General features: G+C 62.7%; 17 protein-coding genes and 1 tRNA gene. 5 read left to right on the top strand and 13 right to left on the bottom strand.

The window, feature by feature from the left end:
- Positions 1-343: 343 nt before the first annotated feature.
- Both I7X39_RS14760 and I7X39_RS14765 read right to left on the bottom strand, forming a co-directional pair.
- A complete protein-coding gene (locus I7X39_RS14760; protein WP_198111919.1) occupies positions 344-667 on the bottom strand; it encodes a hypothetical protein in 324 nt (107 codons plus the stop codon).
- Between the two features lie 57 nt (positions 668-724).
- Positions 725-1,570: a CsgG/HfaB family protein gene (locus I7X39_RS14765; protein WP_198111920.1), complete on the bottom strand. Its 846-nt coding sequence runs from the start codon at positions 1,568-1,570 to the stop codon at positions 725-727.
- A 131-nt stretch (positions 1,571-1,701) separates the two neighbouring features.
- Between I7X39_RS14765 and I7X39_RS14770 the strand changes: the two genes are divergently transcribed.
- Positions 1,702-2,010 (top strand): helix-turn-helix domain-containing protein, encoded by a 309-nt coding sequence (locus I7X39_RS14770; RefSeq protein WP_310739931.1) that lies wholly within the window; start codon positions 1,702-1,704, stop codon positions 2,008-2,010.
- A gap of 7 nt (positions 2,011-2,017) precedes the next feature.
- A complete protein-coding gene (locus I7X39_RS14775; protein ID WP_198111922.1) occupies positions 2,018-2,545 on the top strand; it encodes a DUF2199 domain-containing protein in 528 nt (175 codons plus the stop codon).
- Positions 2,546-2,698: 153 nt separating this feature from the next.
- Here the strand turns inward: I7X39_RS14775 and I7X39_RS14780 are convergent, their stop codons facing one another.
- From I7X39_RS14780 to I7X39_RS14810, 7 genes are all read right to left on the bottom strand, one after another.
- The gene (locus I7X39_RS14780) at positions 2,699-3,742 is read right to left on the bottom strand and encodes a hypothetical protein (RefSeq protein ID WP_198111923.1); all 1,044 of its coding nucleotides are present in this window, start codon (positions 3,740-3,742) and stop codon (positions 2,699-2,701) included.
- A 387-nt stretch (positions 3,743-4,129) separates the two neighbouring features.
- Positions 4,130-4,462 carry a hypothetical protein gene (locus I7X39_RS14785; protein ID WP_198111924.1) on the bottom strand — a complete coding sequence of 111 codons (333 nt, stop codon included), beginning with the start codon at positions 4,460-4,462 and terminating at the stop codon, positions 4,130-4,132.
- A gap of 225 nt (positions 4,463-4,687) precedes the next feature.
- Positions 4,688-5,074, bottom strand: coding sequence for a BPSL0761 family protein (locus I7X39_RS14790; RefSeq protein ID WP_198111925.1), 387 nt, complete (start codon positions 5,072-5,074; stop codon positions 4,688-4,690).
- Positions 5,071-5,520 (bottom strand): hypothetical protein, encoded by a 450-nt coding sequence (locus I7X39_RS14795; protein ID WP_198111926.1) that lies wholly within the window; start codon positions 5,518-5,520, stop codon positions 5,071-5,073. The genes I7X39_RS14790 and I7X39_RS14795 overlap by 4 nt, the downstream gene beginning before the upstream one ends.
- Complete coding sequence (locus I7X39_RS14800; RefSeq protein WP_198111927.1) at positions 5,510-5,899, bottom strand: hypothetical protein; 390 nt, start codon at positions 5,897-5,899, stop codon at positions 5,510-5,512. Before I7X39_RS14800 ends, I7X39_RS14795 begins: the two co-directional genes overlap by 11 nt.
- A 316-nt stretch (positions 5,900-6,215) precedes the next feature.
- On the bottom strand, positions 6,216-7,484 hold the full coding sequence (locus I7X39_RS14805) for a tyrosine-type recombinase/integrase (RefSeq protein WP_198111928.1): 1,269 nt from the start codon (positions 7,482-7,484) through the stop codon (positions 6,216-6,218).
- Positions 7,485-7,491: 7 nt separating this feature from the next.
- A complete protein-coding gene (locus I7X39_RS14810) occupies positions 7,492-7,713 on the bottom strand; it encodes a hypothetical protein (protein ID WP_198111929.1) in 222 nt (73 codons plus the stop codon).
- Positions 7,714-7,864: 151 nt separating this feature from the next.
- Between I7X39_RS14810 and I7X39_RS14815 the strand changes: the two genes are divergently transcribed.
- A complete protein-coding gene (locus tag I7X39_RS14815) occupies positions 7,865-8,116 on the top strand; it encodes a helix-turn-helix domain-containing protein (RefSeq protein WP_198111930.1) in 252 nt (83 codons plus the stop codon).
- A 244-nt stretch (positions 8,117-8,360) separates the two neighbouring features.
- Here the strand turns inward: I7X39_RS14815 and I7X39_RS14820 are convergent, their stop codons facing one another.
- Genes I7X39_RS14820 through I7X39_RS14830 form a run of 3 tightly spaced genes read right to left on the bottom strand, consistent with a single transcriptional unit; the run spans position 8,361 to position 11,380 of the window.
- Entirely contained in the window at positions 8,361-9,254 is an 894-nt protein-coding gene (locus tag I7X39_RS14820) for an anti-phage nucleotidyltransferase (RefSeq protein WP_198111931.1), read from the bottom strand.
- Between the two features lie 13 nt (positions 9,255-9,267).
- Positions 9,268-10,212 (bottom strand): anti-phage phospholipase, encoded by a 945-nt coding sequence (locus tag I7X39_RS14825; protein ID WP_198111932.1) that lies wholly within the window; start codon positions 10,210-10,212, stop codon positions 9,268-9,270.
- 28 nt (positions 10,213-10,240) lie between these two features.
- The gene (locus tag I7X39_RS14830; protein ID WP_198111933.1) at positions 10,241-11,380 is read right to left on the bottom strand and encodes a nucleotidyltransferase-like protein; all 1,140 of its coding nucleotides are present in this window, start codon (positions 11,378-11,380) and stop codon (positions 10,241-10,243) included.
- Positions 11,381-11,880: 500 nt separating this feature from the next.
- On the opposite strand from I7X39_RS14830, the gene I7X39_RS14835 reads away from it, so the two are divergent.
- Positions 11,881-16,944, top strand: a complete 5,064-nt coding sequence (locus I7X39_RS14835) for a hypothetical protein (RefSeq protein ID WP_198111934.1) — start codon at positions 11,881-11,883, stop codon at positions 16,942-16,944.
- 523 nt (positions 16,945-17,467) lie between these two features.
- On the opposite strand, the gene I7X39_RS14840 is transcribed toward I7X39_RS14835, so the two are convergent.
- A tRNA-Thr gene (locus I7X39_RS14840) sits at positions 17,468-17,543 on the bottom strand.
- Positions 17,544-17,788: 245 nt separating this feature from the next.
- Here I7X39_RS14840 and I7X39_RS14845 point away from each other — a divergent pair.
- Positions 17,789-20,590 (top strand): ATP-binding protein, encoded by a 2,802-nt coding sequence (locus I7X39_RS14845; RefSeq protein ID WP_198111935.1) that lies wholly within the window; start codon positions 17,789-17,791, stop codon positions 20,588-20,590.
- Positions 20,591-20,612: the final 22 nt, after the last annotated feature.

Below are 20,612 nucleotides of genomic sequence, written 5' to 3' on the forward strand. Positions count from 1 at the left end.
CGACCTTGCGAAGCGCCAAAACGAGTTGCCGTGAAGCAGCACAGTCACGCAGCGCTTAGCCTAGGCGCCAAGTGACGAAGTCGTTCCAGTGATGGGTCCCAGGGCTGACTGGAATGATCCTGTGGGACTGCCGGACTGCCAGCCCACGACGATCACGACTTCGAACCTCTTGTCGGTGAAGCTCACAGGGCGATGCCAGCCAGCTCAAAGTACAGGAGGGTGCTGTACCTGCAATCCAAGTGCGGTAGGTGCCAGACCCCGCCGTGATTGGGATCGTTCGCAGGTGCTCATGGCTTGGCAGCAAGGAGACCTCAAGCCTTCTTGTTGTTGAGCATCTCACTGCTTATTGTTCGACCGGCTTGCTGCTTCCCTGTGATCCTCCCTGCTTCTCAGGGACAGCGGTTTTCACGGGGCGGTAGATGCAGGTAACCGCACCGTCGGTCACCACCACGGAGTAGCTCAGGTCGCAGTTCATGCCGGCGAATAGAACCGGCACCTGCGGGTTGCCAAAGGTCTTCGGCAGGAAGACCACCTTCTGGCCTGGCTTGCAGGTGTCTGGGGCTTTCAGGTCGCTGGCCTGGCAGGCCGTGTCTTGATCGGCCTTGCGCTCGGTACACCCTGCAAGTCCAATGGCCACGCTCAGAAGTACAGCAGTGCTACGCGTCATGCGCTTGCTTTCTATCGATTGATTGCTCTGGCTCCGCCCGCGGGCAAGAGGCCTTGATTACTGAGCGGGACTGCTCGCTTCGCCAGCAGCCACAGCAGTCGGGCCTGATGCAGGCGGTGCCGCCGCTGCAGAGCGCGCTTGCACCATCCTGCCTGCGGTGAACGAAGCCACCTGGGCCAGCACATCGCGCACGATGCCCTCCATGGGGGTTCCCTTGAGGCTCTGCATCGAACCAATCAGCCCGACACCGGGCCCAACGCCCGCACCACCGAACGAGGTGCTGGAGGTCTGGTTATTCGCCTGGAAGGTCTTGGCTTCAACAACCCGACCACGATTGACGTCCAGCACCTTCACATCCACGCCGATCTCGGCGTTCTGGGTCGTTTTCGAGATCATTCCGACGATCGGAATCACTCCACCGCCCAGGCGCGACTTCTCCGTGACCATGCTGATGGAGGTGATCGCACCCGAGATCATGAAGTCCGCCTGCTGGACCTCCATCTTCTTGCCCACGAGCGCCAGTTCCTTGGCCATTTCCTCCATGGCCTCCCGGTCCTGCAAATCAAAGCAGCCCGTCTCCTTGAGCGCCGTGGTCAGCATCGCGGCCATGCCGTCGCCCACCATGCTCAAGTTGGGCCCCTGCTGTTGAGCCATCGCCAGCTGAAGCAGTGGGTTGTTGGTCTGCGGCAGCGGCTGACAGGCGGCGGCCTTGCAGGCGAGCTTGCCCACCATCACGCTGGCGACTGGCTTGTCGCACCGCGGCAGGTCATAGGTTCGGGTGGTCACCGTGGTGCCTTCAGCAGCGCCCGCAGGTGTCGAGAAGAGGACCGATGCGCCGAAGGCCACCGCGACAGCGGCGTGGATAGGGTTGACCCGATAGGTCTTCGAGAAAAAGCCGGACATGGACTCCCCAAGTTCAGACTGGAGCGGAACAAAGCGCTGCCTGCCCCCGGCCTGCCAGATGGCAATGGCCTGGAGAGCAATGTGCGAATTAGTGTGTGTATGAATGAGTGTACTTTCGACACCCTGCGCGGGTGTCTCAGTCACAACCCCGCGTTTCAGCGCTTTCGCCACAGCAGGCATTTGGAGCTCGCATCCGCGAGCTGCGCATGGCCGTGGACATGACGCAGGAGGACCTGGCCGAGCACTGCGGACTGTTCAGGACGTACATGAGCCGCATCGAGACCGGCAAGGCGAACCCGACCTTGACGATGATCTGCGCGTTGGCGGATGCGCTTGGGGTTCGGGTGACGGAGCTGTTTCCCGAGGCGCCGCCTCCGCCACCCGGGCGAGCGAGTAACCGCAAGCTCGGCAATCCGCCGTCTCGGGGGCGCGTGCGATAAGGCGCGCATGTCATCGACCTACACCTGCGCCCACTGCGGCCAAGAGCACGACGGACTGCCTACAGACTGGGGATTCAAGCTTCCTGACGAGGTTCATGCGCTGTCTTATCCGGAGCGCTACGCACGCACACGGCACTGCGCCGATCTGTGCACCCTCGACGAGTCCCGCTGGTTCATTCGTGCGCTGCTGCCCATTCCTTTACAGGAGGGGGAGCCCGACGAGGTCTTCAACTGGGGTGTTTGGATCGAAGTCGACAAGGCGACCCATGACCTCTATGTGACCAGCTGGGAAGAGGACATTGCAGATCGGCCGCGCGCGAGCGGACAGATCGCCAACGATCTGAAGGTCTACGGCGGCACCCTCGGTTTGCCCGTGGAGATCGAGTTCCGGTCCGGCACCGAGCGTCCGCTGGCCTGGTGTCCAGTCGACACCGTCAATGCCGTCGCACTGGAGCAGCGAGGCGGCATCAGCTCACGCAGACACCACGACATCCTGACTGCCGTGGGGTACTTCGACGACGAGGTGGCAGCTTAGGCTCTTAGCCAGAGCCACTGCTGGTGGGCAGCGGCGCCGTGCGTCGGTGGGACTGGCAGCTCACTTGGCGCATGCATTGCGAATATCTCTTCCGCGGCAGAAAAGCCCTCCACGCTCCTTGACGCGTCGGCTTCAAGGAAATCCTGTACATGCTCAATAGGCCTCGCCATCCGGCTCTGCGCTTACCAGCCAAACCCCGCAACCTGACCCCCTGTTGCGCAGCTTGATGAACACGAGTTCGCCCGCGCGCGCGGCCACAAACAGACTCCCAGGATGCCGCCGCGCAAACGCCAACGTGACCCGCCAAGACTTTTGGCGCGCAGGCTGAACTCGCGGGTGCTGCCGAAGCAGAGGCGTGGGACCGATCCAGCGCGCCAGCCAGGTGTGAGCCAGGCCCTGGCGCTGTGCTTCATGCGCAAGCTGCTCGGCCGCTGGCCAGTGCCGAAGCGTGCGTCGAATGACCCGGCGGGTTCTCGGGCTCACGATCATCAAGCCGGCCAGCGCCGCATCCATCATGAAGCGCAGGTCCTCCACTGCTCGATGGACCTCCCAGAGTCTCACATCAGAGAGGGACCACAGGTGCGCGCGGGTCCAGGTAGAGCGCTCGGGATAGCGTCCCAGCAACTCCAGTGCGGCGGCGCGCCATTGGTTGGCGCCGGGCATGCGACAGGGATTGGCTGCCAGCACGTAGAGCAGCTTGCGCCCCTGACGCAGCGCGCGCAGTCGCCCGCTTGCGTCGCCTCGGATGGGGAGTTGGTGATTCGGTCCTGCCTGACTGCTTGAGCTCAGGGCATCGACTCCCAGGCATTGCGCGCGCCATAGCCGCCCAGCCGCAGGCAACAAGGGCAAGCGTGGCAAGTCGTCACGGGGCAGCACACGCGCATAGATCTCCTGCCCCAGCGCGGCCAGCCGCTCATTGCGGCACAGATTGAACTGAGCACCGTCCAGAACGCTGCAGCCCCAGTCCAGGCCCCGCAGGTACACGTTGAGTTGAAGCGCGTCGGCGTCGGCCAGGCGACAGCTCAAGGCCTCCTCGTCTGGCGCAAAGACCAATGCGATGCGGGCCAGGCGCGAGGCCACTGGATCCACGCGCTCTGCATCGGCCACTTGTTCCAGGAAACCTCGCAGAAGCTCAAACCCCTGGGCAGCCTCGCTCTGAGCTGCCGGATCAAGGGGCGCACCCTCGTGGTGTGGCATGTCATTGCTCCTGATCTTGGCAAGCGATCTCGTCCAGACGGCTCTGCAAGCCTCGATTACGTCGCCACAGCGCGCGCACAGAGGGCGCCAATCCCAGGCGAACCGGCCGACTGCTCCGGCGCAATCGCACCGTGGTGCGGCGTTGGCCTGGATTGGGACTGGTGGGCCTGCCGGACAGCACGAGCTGCTCCGGACTCGCGCGAACCCATAGCCTCACGCCGACGGTGCCGAGATGGCCGAGCTTGGCCAGCGGCACGTCCAGAACGAGATGGCCTTGTGGCGTCTTTCGGGGGAGCAGCGTGATTGACTCTGAAGAAGACCACCAGGCGCCGCGGCTGGGCTTTCGCTTGCCGCGCTGGCGGGCCCCGTGATGCTTTTGGGAGCGAGTCACTGCAGGCTCCGGCGCACCAAGGCGATCGCAAACGCGGCACGCAGCTGCAGAACGGCTTCAGCTTCTGGCCAACTGCGCACGGTCGCCTCGGACGGCAAGGTGAGCACGAGGTCCGCCCCCACATAGTCCAGCGTACAGACCACGGCGCCCTGCGAGCCGTCCATGGCCCAGGCGTAGGTGTCGGTGTCCAGGAGCGCATTGCGAAGGTCTGCGGGCAACTGCGCGTACCGCAGGCCCTCCACAAGCAGGGTGCGTCCGACGGCGCTGACCCGAATGCCCGCACTGCGCAAGCGCCAGCACAGGTCTTCCAGCCGCAGCCATGCGTCCAAGGGCGACGCAGTCGGGCAGAGCAGGGCAGGGCGCCGGGGAGTAGGGGCCTGCGTGGGGCGCAGAGGCAAATGAAGCTGTGCGGTCATCAGAGGTCTCCGTCGTCAATGCCTGCGAAGGGCAGTCAGGCGCCTGCGCGGCATTGCAAGGTCAGGTGGTTTGGCGACAAGCCAGGGGCCGCACCTTCCCGGCGCGCCGTCCTGACCCGTCGGTGGCGTTTGTCCGTGTCAGATGAGACCCATGAAGGTCACCCGCCAGACTCGGTCCGGCTCTTCGATGCGGGGTCGCTGCGGCAGCTGCCACGTCTGCGGGAAGTGCCGCTCCGCCCACACCGCTTGATCTCGCAGGGCGGGCGAAACCCGGTTCTGCACAAGGATGTCGATCACGCGGCGGGCGTACATCAGCGCGTCGCCCCAGGCGTTGACTCGCTCGGCTTCCAGGCCCAACGCGTTCGCGTTCAGCTCTGCTGCCAGCTCGTCCTCGCTCGGGTACGACTCCAGCGAAGTGGCGGACCAGGCGCGGAGATGCATCGGCATGGCCGGGTCGGCCACTACGGCCTCTAGCAAGGGCCGGGTGCCGCGTATGGCGCGGAGGTATTCGTGCGGAATGGTCATGCAAATAACTCCCGGTTGGGTTCATCCACAAAGCCGCCGAGGATCTCGGCGTAAAGCTCGGGCTTGATGCGGCCGATCCGATACAGCAGGCCCACACCCAGGGTCGCCAGGTCCCAGCGACCCACGCGCATCACCTTGCTGGTCACTGGAATCCTTGTGGCGTCATCCGTGAATTCGGTGACATCGATTCGGGCAACCGTGGTGCGCAGCAGCAGCCAGTCCACCAGATCGATCTGGTCGGCGAGCGTCAGCTCCCGCTCCGTCCCTCGGATGTACAGGTGGCGTTGGGTACCGCCGTCGATCCGCAGACCCACCTGTGCCAGGTGGTCCTCCAAGTCCCGCATCAGGTGCCGCTCGGCACGCTCTCCCATGCCTGGGGAGGGCGTGAAGGCGAGCCAGAAGCCCTGGCCTGTCGCCGGGTCGAACGCACGGGCTTTACTGACCATGGGATGCCTCCGCCGTGTCTTGGCTGCCCGAGCTTGCGGGCTGTGCCTGTGGCGTGTGACGACACGCACCAGCTGCCCGGCCGCTTTCGGCTTGGTCCTGAGGCTCGGACCGGCGGGTGCACACCACCGAGCAGAAGCGCGAGGTGGGCGTCGCTCGGCGCACATGAATGAACTGCACCTCCGGTTGGGCACACAGCCAGCCCAGTACCGCACCGCGGTCGTCGCTGGTCAGCGGCGCCTGACTGGGCGCAATGAAGGTGGTGCCCGGCGTGAAGTGAACCTGCATTCCACGGGTGGCCGCAAAGTCTGCAAAGGCCGTCCGATAGCGCTGCTGCTCAGAGGCGCTCAGCGCGCTGGTCAGGATCGTGAGCTTCCACACCGTGGGGTCTGCAAGCAGACGGGCCAAATGAGAGCGAGGCTGTGTGCGGCCCCTTTGGGCCGAGGCAGTAAATCGGTGCATGGGTTCTCCAGAGGAAGAGAGCGGAAGACAGCGGACAGGACTCAGCGAAAAGGAGTCAGCGGAAAGGGCAGGGCCGTGCGCACGTCGGTTCGACAGGCATGCGCTCGCCCTCACGACCGTCCGTACGGTCATGTCGATCAAGAAGGTCGTGGCGGTTGGAGTAGGGCGGCGAAGCCCATGACCGAGCAGCAGTCAGGCCAAGGCGCAAGGCGCGCTCAGCCTGGCTTGCGGTCGGTCAGGCTGCGAGCCGCATCAAGTGGGGCGGAGGCTGCGCATCGCGGCCGTCGTTCTTGTCCTTGGGCGTGAAGGCCTGGGTCAGCAGGCGGTCAAAGGCAGAGCCATCACGTCGCGTCAGGTTTGGCACGAAGCGGCTGTAGACGCGGAACAGCATCTCGGTGGAGGCGTGGCCCAGCTGGCGCGCGATCCACTCTGGGGTTTCACCGGCGGCGAGCCAGAGCGTGGCGGCGGTGTGACGCGTTTGGTAAGGGCGACGCAACTCCAGGCCCAGGTGCCGCAGCAGGGGGTACCAGACACGCTTGGTGAAATTGATGGTGTCCAGCGGCTCGCCCTTGAGGTTGCAGAACACGTAGTCGCGGTTCCCGGTGGCCCGTCGCTGAGCACGGAGTGCTTCGAACACCACCTCGCTCATCACGATGTCGCGCTGGGACGCGTCGGTCTTGGTGTACTCCTCCTCGCCGCCCACGATGGTTTCTCGCACGAGGATCAGGCGGCGCTCGAAGTCGACGTACTTCCACTTGAGGCCGTGGATCTCGCCGGAGCGCATGCCGGTGAAGAACCGCACCGTCAGGTAGTTCCGGTAGTCCGGCCGGATGGTTTGCAGCAGGCGTTGGACTTCAGGCAGGCTGAAAGGGGCCACATCGGACTTTGGGACCTTGAGGGGCCGCAATCGCCCCATGGGCATCGTGAACTCGTAGCGGTCCGCGGCTTCCTGCAGGATCTGGCGCAGGATCAGCATGATGGTGTTGATCCGAGCGGGTGAGAGCTTGGTGCCTTCGCGCCGGCCGCGCAGGCTGGCGAGGTGGGCGCGGAACTCGAGGATCTCGGCGCGGGTGATGGCCGAGACCGCGTGCCTGCCGAAGCGTGGCAGCAAGTGCTGCTCGAGGATGCCGTGGACCGTTGCCTCGTAGGTCTTGCGCCAGCCGACCTTGAATTCTGAGAACCATTGCTCGGCGAACGCGATGAAAGCCGGAGCAGTAACGAGCAGATGGGTCTCTGTGAAAGACGACTTTTGCCGCACTGGTGCGACGGGGGCTATTGCTGCCGTCGAAGCAACGGATGTGGTCTCGCTTGCCAACCCAAATGCCACCAAAACGTCCTGAATGCACTCACCGGCTTTGATGGCTCGGTCAATGTGTTGTGCTGGTGCGGCGAGCCGCGCATGGTTGGCTGGAGTGTCAGCCAGCCCGGTATAGACGCGCTGCCGCTCTCCATTTGCCCTGTAGTCGATGAAGAGCTTTCCCCGTGAAGTTCGGATGGATGCCATCGATGCCTCACGTGGGCAGGTTCAGTTTGGCGGCAGACGCGGCACCACCGCTACGCATGACTTGCTCAACCGCCTCCCAGATATAGAGCACCTTCCGCCGACCGAAAGGGCGCAGGTAGTGCACTCCTTCAAGCAACACCGAGTCCTTCAAGCAGTTGTTGATGACATTTGGCTTGTACTTGATGCGCTCGGCCAGCTCTTTGGCCGTGAGGTACGTCGTTGCTTCCATGCGGTAGGCTCCTTCGGGCGAATACACTCTCGGTAGAGCATTAGGTCTCTAATAAGAGAGAAATGATCTTCTGAGGAGCATTGTTGTCCACGGGAAGTTCCTGTGCAAGTTGTTTTGATCTTTGTAGGATCAAAAAAGTCCATACAAGAGCATGATTCGTTGTCACTTGTCCACGCTCCTAGGTGAGCGCAAGCTCAAGATTGCAGACGTCGCGAGAGACACTGGTGTCAATCGAGGCACGTTGACGCGCATGTACCAAGAGACGGCGGAGCGGTTTGATTCAGAAGTGTTGGACGTGCTTTGCGCCTACTTCCAGATAGAACTTCAGGCGCTCATTTCCTACATGCCTGATGAGGAACTCAAAGGTCAGTACCGGCCGTTGGGGCCGCGTCGACAGAGCTGATTTGCGGCTCACCAGCGTTTGCCGCCGGCGTGCAGGGATTCGCCACCCCTGTTGAATCAAGCTTGGAGGGGCGCGTGCCCCTCATGGAGGCCGCTCCGATTCAACGCGAAGGGGCTGCGTGAGGAAGAGACCGCTCTGCAGCGATTGCAGGCGGTCGAGGTCATCTCTCTGGCTGGCCGCTGACGGTCAAGAAGCGAGCACTGACCTTTGGCCGCCTCTGGGCAACTCAAAGCCGCCCTGCGCGTCACCAGGTGTTCCACAGGTCAGCTGCAGCGTCGACGAAGGTATCGCAGTTGGCTTGGTTCCAGCACACGTGGTGACCGTCCCGGAGCAAGTAGTACTGCTCGTTGGCGCAGACAAGCTCCTTCTTGACGGCTTCGTTCCGGTACCAGTTGATCGCATTGGCGACGCAAGTTTGGTAGTCGGTATGGAACTTCCCGCTCGGGACGTTGTAGAGCAGTCCCTCAAGGTAGTACGACGGCGCTATCCCCTTGGCGATCACCCCGTCGTCGACCAACCGGCTCCTCATGTTCTTGAAGATTCGCGCGACCGGCTTGAACCACTTGGACGTGTCCTTATGCTTCTGCGTCAGATTGGCGGAATGTTGTCGCGGGTAGTTCGCGATGTGTTCGCCCTTGGCGTTGTAGAAGCAAATGCCCTCGATGAACTCTGAGGCGCTGATCGACTTGAACTTTGTGTATCGGCGGAATTGGATAGCCGAGATCACATCGGCCTTGCGCCGGGATCCGCTGGCGTCGATGGCAATGGCCTTGTCCCCAACATCAACAGCTTTGCCGTACTGGTCGACCAGCACACTGACCACGTCAGCCTTGAACTCCACGTGTGTGTACGTGGCGTCGTCAAAGGCTTCCTGGTAGGCCGCTTTGTCTTCCTCGGAGAGCTGATCGATGTCCCTCTGAAAGCAGTCATTGAGGCAGATGACGATGTCGACATCGCTCTCGGCATAGATGTTGGTGTCGTTGCCGTAAGAGCCCTGCAGAAAGACCTTGAAGTTCTTGGCGGCGTAGGGCGTGTCGCTGTCCTCTAGGACGTCCTTAATGCTCTTGTACGTGGCTGACGACTGCGCGATGGACCCTTGGTGCGACCACGTGTCGAGCTGGGATTCAGGGATGGCCATGGACTAAGGGGTTTCAGAGCAGGAATGCGGCGAGTTGCTTCTCGTGCGCCGAGAAGGACTCACGGCCGCGCGTGAACAGCACGTTCAACTTGCTGACGTCGTGTTCCAGCAGGTCTGTAGCCAGGGCCGGCTCCGTGTAGGTAACGCTGATGCGGACGGTGGGAACGTCGTGGAACAGCACCTGACGCAACTGATCCATTGACTGGGTGTTGATCTCAAGCGTCTTCTGCAGCAGCTCGACGCCGTAGAGGAAGTTCTTGGCGAACCACATGCTGAGCTTCTTGGGCTCCGGATAGACGCCGCAGCCGACGCTGACGATGCGGATGTCCTCGCGCGCCCGCTTGAGCGCGTGGACGGCGTCTGCGATGGCGTACAAGGTCGGGTTGTTGGCGCAGTACCCACCGTCGATCAACTCGATCTCCTCGCCCGTGGAAGTCTTGACCCTTGTCCGCTCGAAGAATGGGTAGGCAGAGCACGAAGCCTGGACCGCTTCGGCGATCCGAACGCCGAAGCCAGGCACGAAAGAGGCAGCGCGCCCATGCGCCTGGTCGACGCTACCCTTGAAGATCATTGGCCGTTCGCTCTGCCAATTCGCGGCGACGATTCCGACGCGGGTTTTGACGTCGGTGAACGCGGCGTCGAGAAAAACCTCGCTAGCTAGCTTTTTGAGCGCAGCGGTGCGCGTCGCTCGCGTACGGTTGGACATCACCTTGGGCACATGCTCGCGATAGAGCGCGAGGATTTCCTCGACCGATTTGCCCAGCGCGATCAGTGCCGCGATGATGGACCCGGTGCTGGTTCCGAAGATCAGATCGAACTTCTCATGAAGTGGGCAGCCGCCCATGGCCTCGATCTCTTTGAGCACGCCCAAGGTATAGAAGCCTTTGGCGCCGCCTCCATCCAACGACAGAACCCGCAGTGGCTTTACCTGCACGCCTGCAGTATCTAGGTTCGGCATCGCTCCCTCTCTCTGTGTCGCCGCCACGTCATGCGATTACTTTGGCCGATCGAAGCGTGGTCCGTAGCCCATCCATCGTCAGCTGGGTCGGGTCAGCGACACCATGCTCTCGTGCGACCTGGCGAACCAGGTCGTCCATCTCAACCGACAAACTTGTGAGTCCTTCAAACTTCTTCTCGGTATCCAGAATGGTCCGAAGGCCGTCTGGCGTCTTGAGTTTCCTCGCCTCGGTGCGGTTCAACGCCAGGTGGTCGAGGTGGCGCTGTGCCTCCCCAAGAATCGACAACTCGGACACGATGCCGTAGCGGAGCCATGTCTCGTCGGCGTGATACATAAGGGCTGCGATATCGAAGCTGGGTAGTGCGACGGTGCGGCCGTCAGCTTCCATGTCGGCCTTGAGCTGCTTGCATAGGCGAATGGCCTTGCGCAATCCGCCGTAGGTGGCTTTGCATTGCTCGGCGATTCGGTGGATGTGCAGGAACGGTAGGTTTTCGATCGTCCTGCCATCGCTGGCATCGAGGATGGTGACGCCACGGTCTCGCTCGAGTTGCGACTGCTGGTACTCGGCGGTGTCATGCCAGTGGGATGGAACGACGTCGACAACGCGCCTTAGTGATCCTCCCGCGATGCTGACCGCCTTCGAACCGGGTTCCACCTGAGCCCGTGGAAACGCGTCCTCCAGGCAGGTCACGATCCCGCGACGCAGATTCGCAAGCACCGTGGGAGACATCCTGGCAGGTAAGCCAAGGTACATCCCGCGGCCGGCCGCGACGCCGTGGCGTTCGTAGGTGAGATGACTCTTGTCTAGCGCCAAGATGTCGACGTCGCTGACGCGTCGGATATGGATGTCGAGCGCGACCGAGCCCTGGAGGCGGTACTCAGTCGGAATGCCTCGAGCGGACAGACGCGGCTTGAGTTGATCCTCGACTCGTTTAGCCTCCTCACGGCTCACCCGCGTGTACTGAGCGTCGACGGGCTGCATGGCCCCGATCGCATAGGCAGTAAAGGGCTTGCTCTGGCGCTTCTCCTCCCACGACTCATTTGAAGCCGTCAGCGACTTGATCAACGCGTCACGGGTCTCAGCCGCATCCAGCAGCGTACGTGCCGGACGGTCATCACCCACGCGCCGGGCGCGCAATTGGATCAACCGCTTTTGTATGTCGGCCATGCGTCCTCCCTGGACCCATCTGTTCTAGTGCCCTCTGGAGCACTCTTGCGCTCCAGGGGCTGCTTGGCATGAGCCGCGATGCTAGCGGTGGCACAAGGACCGCGGCCGCTCGCGCGCTGTACCGCCAGTTGAATGGCCGATGCGGGTCGAAGCAGCCGCTCAGACTGCTGGCAGCGAATGGCTCAGTTCAGCCTACAGCCGAAGTCGGTTCTGCAGCGGTTGCTGCCGTTCGCCGCTGGCGACTCATTCGGTCGTTCTCGGCCAAGAGCCGACGCTGCCCAGCGGTTGCTATCGGGCCGTCCCCACCCTCACATCGATGCCGAACGCGCGTGCCGTCGAGCTCAGCTCGACCATGCCTCGTCCAACCGACATCGGCCTCCGCCGCATCGGGTGCTCTTCGGTCGTCCCTTGAGACGACGTCTTGACCATGACTCAGTCCGTCTCCCTTATCCTGGATCGCAGGAAGCGCCACGCTGTGGCGAGAGTCTTTGCACATGAGCATGAAGGAAGACACCGAGCGCGATCCCCTCACGGGCACCCAGGTGATGAGCGCCGTCGCCACAGGCGGCGGCGGAGGGATCTTCCAGGCTCGCGTGGGAGCTCTCTACCTGGCAAACATGCTTACAGGCCTGCCTACGGCCTTCTGCTTGCATGGCTGCCGCGTCGATACCCTCCGATTTGAGGCCCGCTACACCGGGGCCCACACCGACGACATTTACTGCCAGATCAGCCGCATCGGTACGACTTGGCATCAGTTCATCCAGTGCAAGCGGGGCCTGAACGCCACAGCTGGCGACACGGACTTCATCGACAGCCTGCAAGGGGCCTGGCGAGACTTCCTGAGGGTTGAAGGGACTCCCTTCGTTCGTGGCCATGACGTGCTGGTGATTGCCACCATCGCGCCCGCGACCTCAGCCAATCAAGCCGCCAAACGGCTATGCGAGCTATCCCGGGCCTCTGTTGACTTGGCGGACTTCCTCCTCAAGCTGGAGTCGAAGCTGTTTGACCGCAAGCACAGGGCCACTTGGGCGGCCTTCAAGACGGTTTCCCAGGCCACCCTTGGGGACAAATACACCGAGGAGCTTGTCTTCGAGCTGCTGCAGCACCTGCGAGTCGACATTCACGACCTAGCAAATGACACGTCTCAGGAACTGAGCCTCGTCCAAGCGCTGCTAACCTCCGGGCAGCCGAGTGACTCAGGTGAGGCCGTCTGGGACGGATTGTTCGCCTATGTACAAGAACATGGCATCTCGGTAGGCACAGTAAACCGACAGACCTGGCCCTCAACTGCCAAGGCGGGTTTGCAGGAAATGGTGAGCCGCCTGAGCAGCCACCGAGGCCTTGGCAGCGCTGCCGAACGCATGAGCGAGCGTGCACTGATGCAGCTGTCGCTGATATCAGCCAAGCTTCCCAACGATGCGCACATACCGCGAGGCGATTGTGTTGCGCGTGTGCTTGCAAGCTTCGATGAGCGCCAGTTGGCTATCGTGACCGGAGGCCCGGGTGCGGGCAAGTCAGCAGTCGTCTCGGAGCTGACGCCCCTGCTGCGAGAGTCCGGTCCGCTCTTCTTCTTTCGAGCCGACGAGCTCGAAGCGCCTGGCCTGGCTGCAGTTCAGTCCCTGCAAGGCCTACCCGATCCGGTTCTTAGCCTGTCTGCAATGTTGTGCGCAGGACGGCCCACCGTTGTCATCGACTCCATGGAGAAATTCCTCGAAGGCAGCAATCGCGGGGCTCTCGAGGAACTGCTGGCGCTCGTTCGCAAAAACAAGCAGGCACGGCTATGCGTAACGACTCGCTCGTATGCGCTCAACAGCCTCTACTTGAACTTTCTCTCTAGCCTTCCGCACCAGGTGGTCGATGTCCCTTCGCTCACGGACGCCGAGGTAGCCGCTGCGGTCGCCGGTAGCGCACTTGAAAACGCTTTATACCGAGACGCTGGTGTGCGTGAGGTGCTGAGGGCACCGTACTACCTGAAACTGGCCTTCACCTACATCGCTGCGCAAGGAACACTGCCTCCAGCCTCCGGCAATGACCTTCGGCGCCTCCTATGGAAGGAACGTGTTGCGCCCAGCATGAGCCCTGCAGGGATGGCGACCAGGCGCCAAGCCGCCTTTGACGAGGTCTGCTACCAGCGCACTGACCGCTTCGCGCAGTTCGTAGATGCGCCATCAGACGCCGAGGCGGTGGCGGCGCTCATTCAAGACTCCGTCCTGGCCAGAGACAGCACCGACAGAGTAGCCCCTGCCCATGACGTGCTGGAGGACTGGTCGCTCATTTTTCGCGTGGAGCGCGAAGTGCGGTCTGCTGAACGAGACTGGGTTGCCTTGTTTGCAAGACTTGGCTCGCACGCGGGTATGCGCCGAGCCCTGCGATCCTGGACGGCCGAGAAGTCAGCCGTCGGTGATGAAGACGCTTACGCCTTGCTTGAGGCGGCGCTCAGACCCGACCTGGCGATGCCACAGCTGTGGCGCGACGAGGTAGCAATTGGGCTCCTGCGCTCAGAGCGCGTGGAAGAACTCGTCGCAAAGCTTGGAAGCAGCGGCGCCTTCAACAACGCTGCGCTGCTCCAGCGCCTGAGCCACCTGTTGCGGGTTGCTTGCAAGGGTCCCACGGCACTCGACTACTCGCAGCTTGCTGACGATCCTGCGCACAAGGAAGTCTTGGCTCGTATTGGGATGGCTGCTCCCGTCGGCAAGGCCTGGGACGTAATGACTTCGCTTGTCACCAAGACATTCCCGAGCTTGCCGCCCGAAGCGCACGGCTGGGTCGTTCAACTCGCCGAAGACGCGATTGCCCACAACGCGCAGTGGTGGGAGCCGTCGCACCGCGTCCTCGATGTCTTCAAGCTTGCGGAGCACTTCTGCTGGCGGGATAACGACCCTTGGTATAGAGAGAGGTCACTTGGCCAACGCTTCTATGCGCTCCTCTGCAGCACCTGCGGGGCAGACGGGCCTCGGTTCAAGGCCTACGTCGACGCGCTCATTGAGCGACTGGCGAAGGCAACCGAGAGCAGAGATGGTTACGCGGAAGAGCGCCTCGAGTACCTTACCAACTTCAAGCACAGCAGGGAAGCGAGCTGCTTTCAACCGGAACTGGTGCGCAGGGCCTTCCGAGCCCTCTACGTCGAGACCGAGCCGCAGAAACATCGGGGGTTCGGCATGAACGGCTGGGAGGCCGACATGGGCCTCAGCGGGAGGGCTGCACACGCCTTCTGGCCCGCTTCGGTCATGCAGGGCCCATTTCGGAATCTCTTACTTTTCTCGTTTGCTAAGAGCCTCGTATTTGTTATCGAACTTTGCAATCACGCAGCAGAGCACTTCGCGAAGAATCGCCCCGATCAGGTGTCTGTAATTGAGGCCGCGTGGAGCCCCAATGGCAGGCCACACATCCACGATTGGAGACTCTGGGCCGCATACCGCGGGATGTCAGTCTCCAGCGACATCTTGGCAAGCGCCCTCATGTCGCTGGAGGAACGCCTTCTCATCGACGCAAAGTCACAGCCTGAGCTGATCAAACACGCGCTTGAATTCATCCTCGACCGAGGCACTTCAAGCTTCACCACGAGTGTGGCGGCCAGCCTGATGACGGCTCATCCGAGTCTGGTCACAGAGAAGATGTTGGGCATCTTTAAGAGTCCGTGGTTCTTTGTCGACGACTTTTCCCGCTGCCAGCAAGATCCGCTAGCGCTCGCGATACATGGCGGACACGATGGACTGGACGGCGAGCGGCAGAAGGAACGGGTTGCAAGCAAGAATCTCCCGCACAGACGCTACCACTTGGAAGACCTAGCGCTTCAACTTCAGCTGAGTCGCTTGGACCTTCGTGAGGCGATCTTTGCAATCCTGGACCAGCATAAGGCAGCCCTGCCAGCGAACCCAGAGGACGCTCGGTCCTGGCGCATAGCTCTTAAGCGCATGGATCTTCGGGAGTTGAAGGTCGGCAAGCAAGTTGAGGGCGGAAGAGCGGTGACCCTTGAAATTGCCAACTTGGAACCTGAGTTGCAGCAGGCAAGCGCTCGAGCGGGAGAGCGCTTGCGGTGGATGGACCGGCTGTCGGCTATTCGGCTATGGGCAGCAGCGATAACACGACCAGACACGGTCTCCGATCCCAATCGAGCCGATAGCTTCTCCTCCCCAACGGAGGTGTTTGACGAGTTCTTGAAGGTCCGCGAGGAGTTCACCGACGACGACAGCGCAATGCTCATCGGCCTGCAGGATGAGCTTCCGTGCGCGCTGATTCAGCGTTGGCCAGAGGACTCGTCTCCGGCCCTTCAATGGGCCCGGCATTACCTCATCGCGACAACCGCACAGAAGCCGGACAAAGACACATGGGTGCAACGCGGGCCGATGGAAGGTGAGCTCAGGTTTCGTACCTTGGTGATGCTCGCGAGCAGAAGCCCCTCGCTGCCCAACATGCCGACAGCACTGGCGAACATCGTCACCGAGCCGGTTTGGCAGGTAAGGCGCGCAGCGGCGAATGCCATTTCGGATGTCGTGAGAGCTCAGCAGCCAGAGCTGGCCGCCGTGCTCACTTGGGGCCTAGCTCACTACGCGGAGTCCCTGGAGACGATGATCTCGTGCCCACGTGGCCGACGGCGAGACCTGGTCGACGGCGCTCGGGACGCAACCGTCAAGGTTCTGCTTCGCGCCTTGGCAATCGGCAAACCTGGCGAAATGCCGGTTCCAACGAGTCTTGTTGCTGCCAAGGAATGGACGATCGCACTAGATGCCGCCAGGACAGAGTCGCCGGGGACATGGCGGGTTAGAGCGCTCGCAGCGCTGGTGCGCCTTATGGCGGATCAGGAAGGAAAGCCCCGAGTCGATCCCCATGACCCTGGACATGTTGACTTTGAAGCTCGTAGGGACACGGGGGACCTTCTAGCTTGCGAGCTTCTGGCGCAGCCGTCTAGGGAGGGCCCAGCTTTCGAACTGCTGGCTTACTGTTTAAAGAACGCTCCTGAATTGAGCGAACGAGTACTCGAGTCGACTCTCATGGCGAGCATGAAGCAGGAGTACGCGAACGCTGAAGCATTCTGGCGAGTCTGGGATGAAGCCATTGCCACCGTCCTTGGCGATCCGTCCCTTAGGACTCGCTCGAGGCGGTCATTCAGCAGGTTCGACAAGGTTCTTCGAACCTTGCTGCTTTGTTCGGTTCCTTGGATGAACACGCGGTACGACCTACCCCTTCTGCAGCACCGACCCGCCTTCATTGCGCACTGCCTCAGGGCGGCAGGGGACAGCCTGCCCGCACTAGAGAACTTGCTTCGACTCATGGCTGGCATTGGCCGGACACAAGCAGTGCCTGCCGCTGTACCGCAGCTTCGAGATGCGATTCGCAGCGCCCCAGCCGACCTGTTCGATGATGAGAACTGTCTTTGGGATGCGGAGACTATCTGCCGTGTGGCAGTGCATGAGAACCGTCCGGCGCTCATGCGAGACGTCACCCTGCGAAGGGCGACGCTCGATGTGCTTGACCGGCTCGTAGACGCAGGATCTTCCCTAGCCTTTCAGCTCAGAGACTACCTAGCATCTTCCGCAACGACACCTAGCGCCGCCATCGATTGATGGTCGATAGCAGGCCCGAAGCCTCTCGATCGGTGGCCAGGGAAACCGAGATCAACGTCGGGCGGCAAAGTTAGGGCCTGATCGTTGGCGCAAGCCAAGATGCAATGGAAGGAATGGCTCCAGCGTTGAGCGACGGCTTTAAGGCAATGAGTTCTTGCCTACCGATGACCGCAACAGGTCGATCGCCGGCCGCCGCGAATGGCCGCTGACAGGCAATCGACTTCGCGCTTCTGTCGCGTCAATTTGCCCGATGGGCGACCGGCAGCTCCCAGCCTGAACGCGACGGTAGAAGTTGCTGCCTCAACGGTGGGCCATGATGCTGAGTTAGGCGATGCCAAACTGCACCACACCTAGCACTTGGCGGCCAGGTTCATCTGTGAAGGCGCCGCATGGGCCGCGTGGGCCGCGTGGGCCGCGTGGGCCGCGTGGGCCGCGTGGGCCGCGTGGGCCGCAACTGCGGCCCACGGCCCAGAAACAAAAAGGGCCTGACCGAAGCCAAGCCCTTATTGCAACTGGAGTTTTTTGGTGCCGGTGAGAGGAGTCGAACCCCCGACCTTCGCATTACGAATGCGCTGCTCTACCAACTGAGCTACACCGGCACGGTGCGAAGCCCAAGAGTATATAGGCACTGGCGGCCCATTTGCGGCTCTGGAGCTCCGTTCCGTGATCCCTTGCGCAGGAAATGCGCCCCCACATCTCGGGTGTTGCAGAGCTGCGGGCAAATCCTCATGCGCTTGCATTGACGCTTGAGCGGCTGCCGGCCGACGATCGCGCCTACACGCCGAACGTGGCCGGCGCCCCTGCAGTTCCAGGATTGGAGCCACCTGTCTAAACGGAGTGGTTGATGCGCAAGCTTTTTCTCGTGTTGCTGGGTCTCTGGCTGGGCTGCCTGGCCGGCGCGCAGGCGCAGAGTCGTTGCGACGCCTGTGACCGCCGGATCGAATCGCTCGATCAGCCGGTCAAACTCGCCGGCACCTGGCTGTTCACGCGCGATGACCGCCCAGAAAACGCCCAGCCGGGGCTCGACACGAAGGACTGGGTGGTGATCAAGGCGCCCGGCCCCTGGAAGAAGGCCTATGCGGACAAGCAGGTCTATTCGGTGGGCTGGTACCGCGGCAGCTTCGAGTTCGCGCCTGCCCTGGTGGGGACCGAGGTGGTGCTGCTGGTCAACACCTACATGGCGCCGATGCAGGTCTATGTGAACGGCAAGCAGGTGTACCAGCGGCCGCATCACGTCAACATCGAGCGCTACTACTCGATCCAGGCGGCGCCGGTGCGCTTCGTGGTGCCGCAGGGTCGGGTGGAACTGGCGCTGCGCATCGACACCCCGCTGATGACGGGCGTCTACCAACTGCCCTTCGAATTGCACCGCTTTGACCCGCATGACAAGTCCTTGGTCGGCTGGGCCGTCTGGGGCGGTGAGCTGCGCGTGACGGTGGGTTGGGTGGCCTTCTTCTTCGGCCTGTTCTTCCTGCTGGTGTTCGTGAAAGTGCGCTACTCGATGTACCTGGTGGCGTCAGCGGCCAATGTGGTGAGCGCCTGGTTCCTGGTGCTGCCGGCCGACTACCTGATGGCCTTGTTCCCCGAACGCACGCTGACCTATCTGCATTACCTGGGCCTGTACGCGGCCCTGTTCATGTACTTGTTCTCGCAGTACTTCTACAAGTTCACGCCGCGCGTCAACAAGGTGCTGGCGGTGGTGCTGGCGGTGCCGGCGCTGGGGATCGGCGTGATGGCGGTGCACGAAGTGCCTGCGCTGTTCCAGGCCCTGCGCTCGGTGTTCTTCCTGATGCTGCTCGGCACCTGCCTGGCCTCGGTCTACTTCTACTACCGCGGCATGCGTGCGCGCCAGCATGGCGCCGGCATCATGCTGGTGGGCATGAGCATGTTCGCGCTCTCGGTGACGAACGACTCGCTGCTGGGCATGGGCCTGATCCAGTCCGTCAGCCTCGGCGCCAGCGGCCTCAGCATCGTGCTGGCCGCCATGCTCTTCGTGGCCAGCCGGCGCTTCTCCGACACCTTCGTGGAGAACAAGCGCCTGGTGAGCGACCTCACGCACATCAACGAGAACCTGGAGAACCTGGTGGGCGAGCGCACGGCCGCGCTGCGCGAAAAGACCAACGACATCCAGAGCATGCTGCAGAACATGCCGCAGGGCGTGCTCACCCTGGTCAGCGGTGGGCGCATCCACCCCGAGTACTCGGCCTACCTGGAGACCATCTTCGAGACGCGCGACATCGCCAACCGCGACGCCATGGGCTTCCTGTTCGAGCGCTCCAACCTGGGCCCCGACGTGCGCTCGCAGATCGAGGTGGCGATCGCCTCGGTCATTGGCGAAGACAGCATGAACTACGACTTCAACTCGCACCTGCTGGTAGGTGAGTGCGAACTTGAAACCGCCAGCGGCGCACGCAAGGCGCTGGAGTTCAGCTGGTCGCCGATCTGCGACGACGGCGGCACCGTGGAAAAGCTGATGCTGTGCGTGCGCGATGTCACCGAGCTGCGCCGCCTGGCCGCCGAAGCCGCGGGCCAGAAGCGCGAGTTGGAGCTGATCGGCGAGATCCTGGGCGTCAGCCAGGAGAAGTTCCAGTCCTTCATCGAATCCAGCCAGCAGTTCCTGAGCGAGAACCTGGCCGTCATCGGCAGCCACAGTGAGCGAAATGCCGACGCCGTGAACCTGCTGTTCCGCAACATGCACACCATCAAGGGCAATGCCCGCACCTACGGGCTGCTGCACCTGACGAATGTGGTGCACGAGGCCGAGCAGGCCTACGACCTGCTGCGCAAGGATGAGGCCGCGGTGTGGGATGCGACCGCGTTGACGGCGCAGCTGGATGCCGTGCAGGCGCTGGTGAGCGAGTACGCCAAGATCAACGACGTCACCCTGGGCCGCAAGGGGCCGGGCCGGCGCGGCAATGTCGAGAAGTTCCTGATGATCGACAAGGCCCAGCTCGGCCAGGCGCTGCAGCAGTTCGAGGGCCTGGACCGCGAGAACGTGGCGGCCATGCGCGAGGCGCTGAGCGGCATCGAACGCACGCTGAAGCGCATGGGCACCGAGCCGCTGCAGGATGTGCTGGCCGGGGTGGTGGATTCGCTGCCCTCGCTGGCGCAAGAGCTGGGCAAGCCGGCGCCGCAGGTGCAGATCGAGGACCAAGGGCTGATGATCAAGTCGCAGCTGTCGGGACTGCTGCGCAACCTCTTCACGCACCTGCTGCGCAACGCGGTGGACCATGGCATCGAGACCCCCGCCGAGCGCACGGCCGCCGGCAAGCCGGCGCAGGGCCGCATCGAACTGCTGGCCAGCCTGGAGGGCGGCCACTACCGCCTGGTGCTGCGGGACGACGGGCGGGGCCTGGCGCTGGCCAAGATCCGTGCACGCGCCATCGAGCGCGGTCTGATCGAAGCCGATGCCCAGCTGAGCGACGAGCAGGTGGCCCAGCTGATCTTCCTGCCCGGTTTCTCCACGGCCGAGCACGTCACCGAGGTGTCGGGCCGCGGCGTGGGCATGGACGCGGTGCGCGAATTCCTGGCGCGCGAGGCGGGCCGGATCGATCTGCGCTTCCGAGCCACGGCCGACGCGGGTCAGGACTTCCGCGCCGCCGAGTTCGTCATCGAACTGCCGGCCGCGGTGGCGGTGGAAACTTGAGCATCTGAACCTTCACGCCACT

The organism is Inhella proteolytica, from assembly GCF_016093275.1.
Lineage (GTDB): Bacteria > Pseudomonadota > Gammaproteobacteria > Burkholderiales > Burkholderiaceae_C > Inhella > Inhella proteolytica.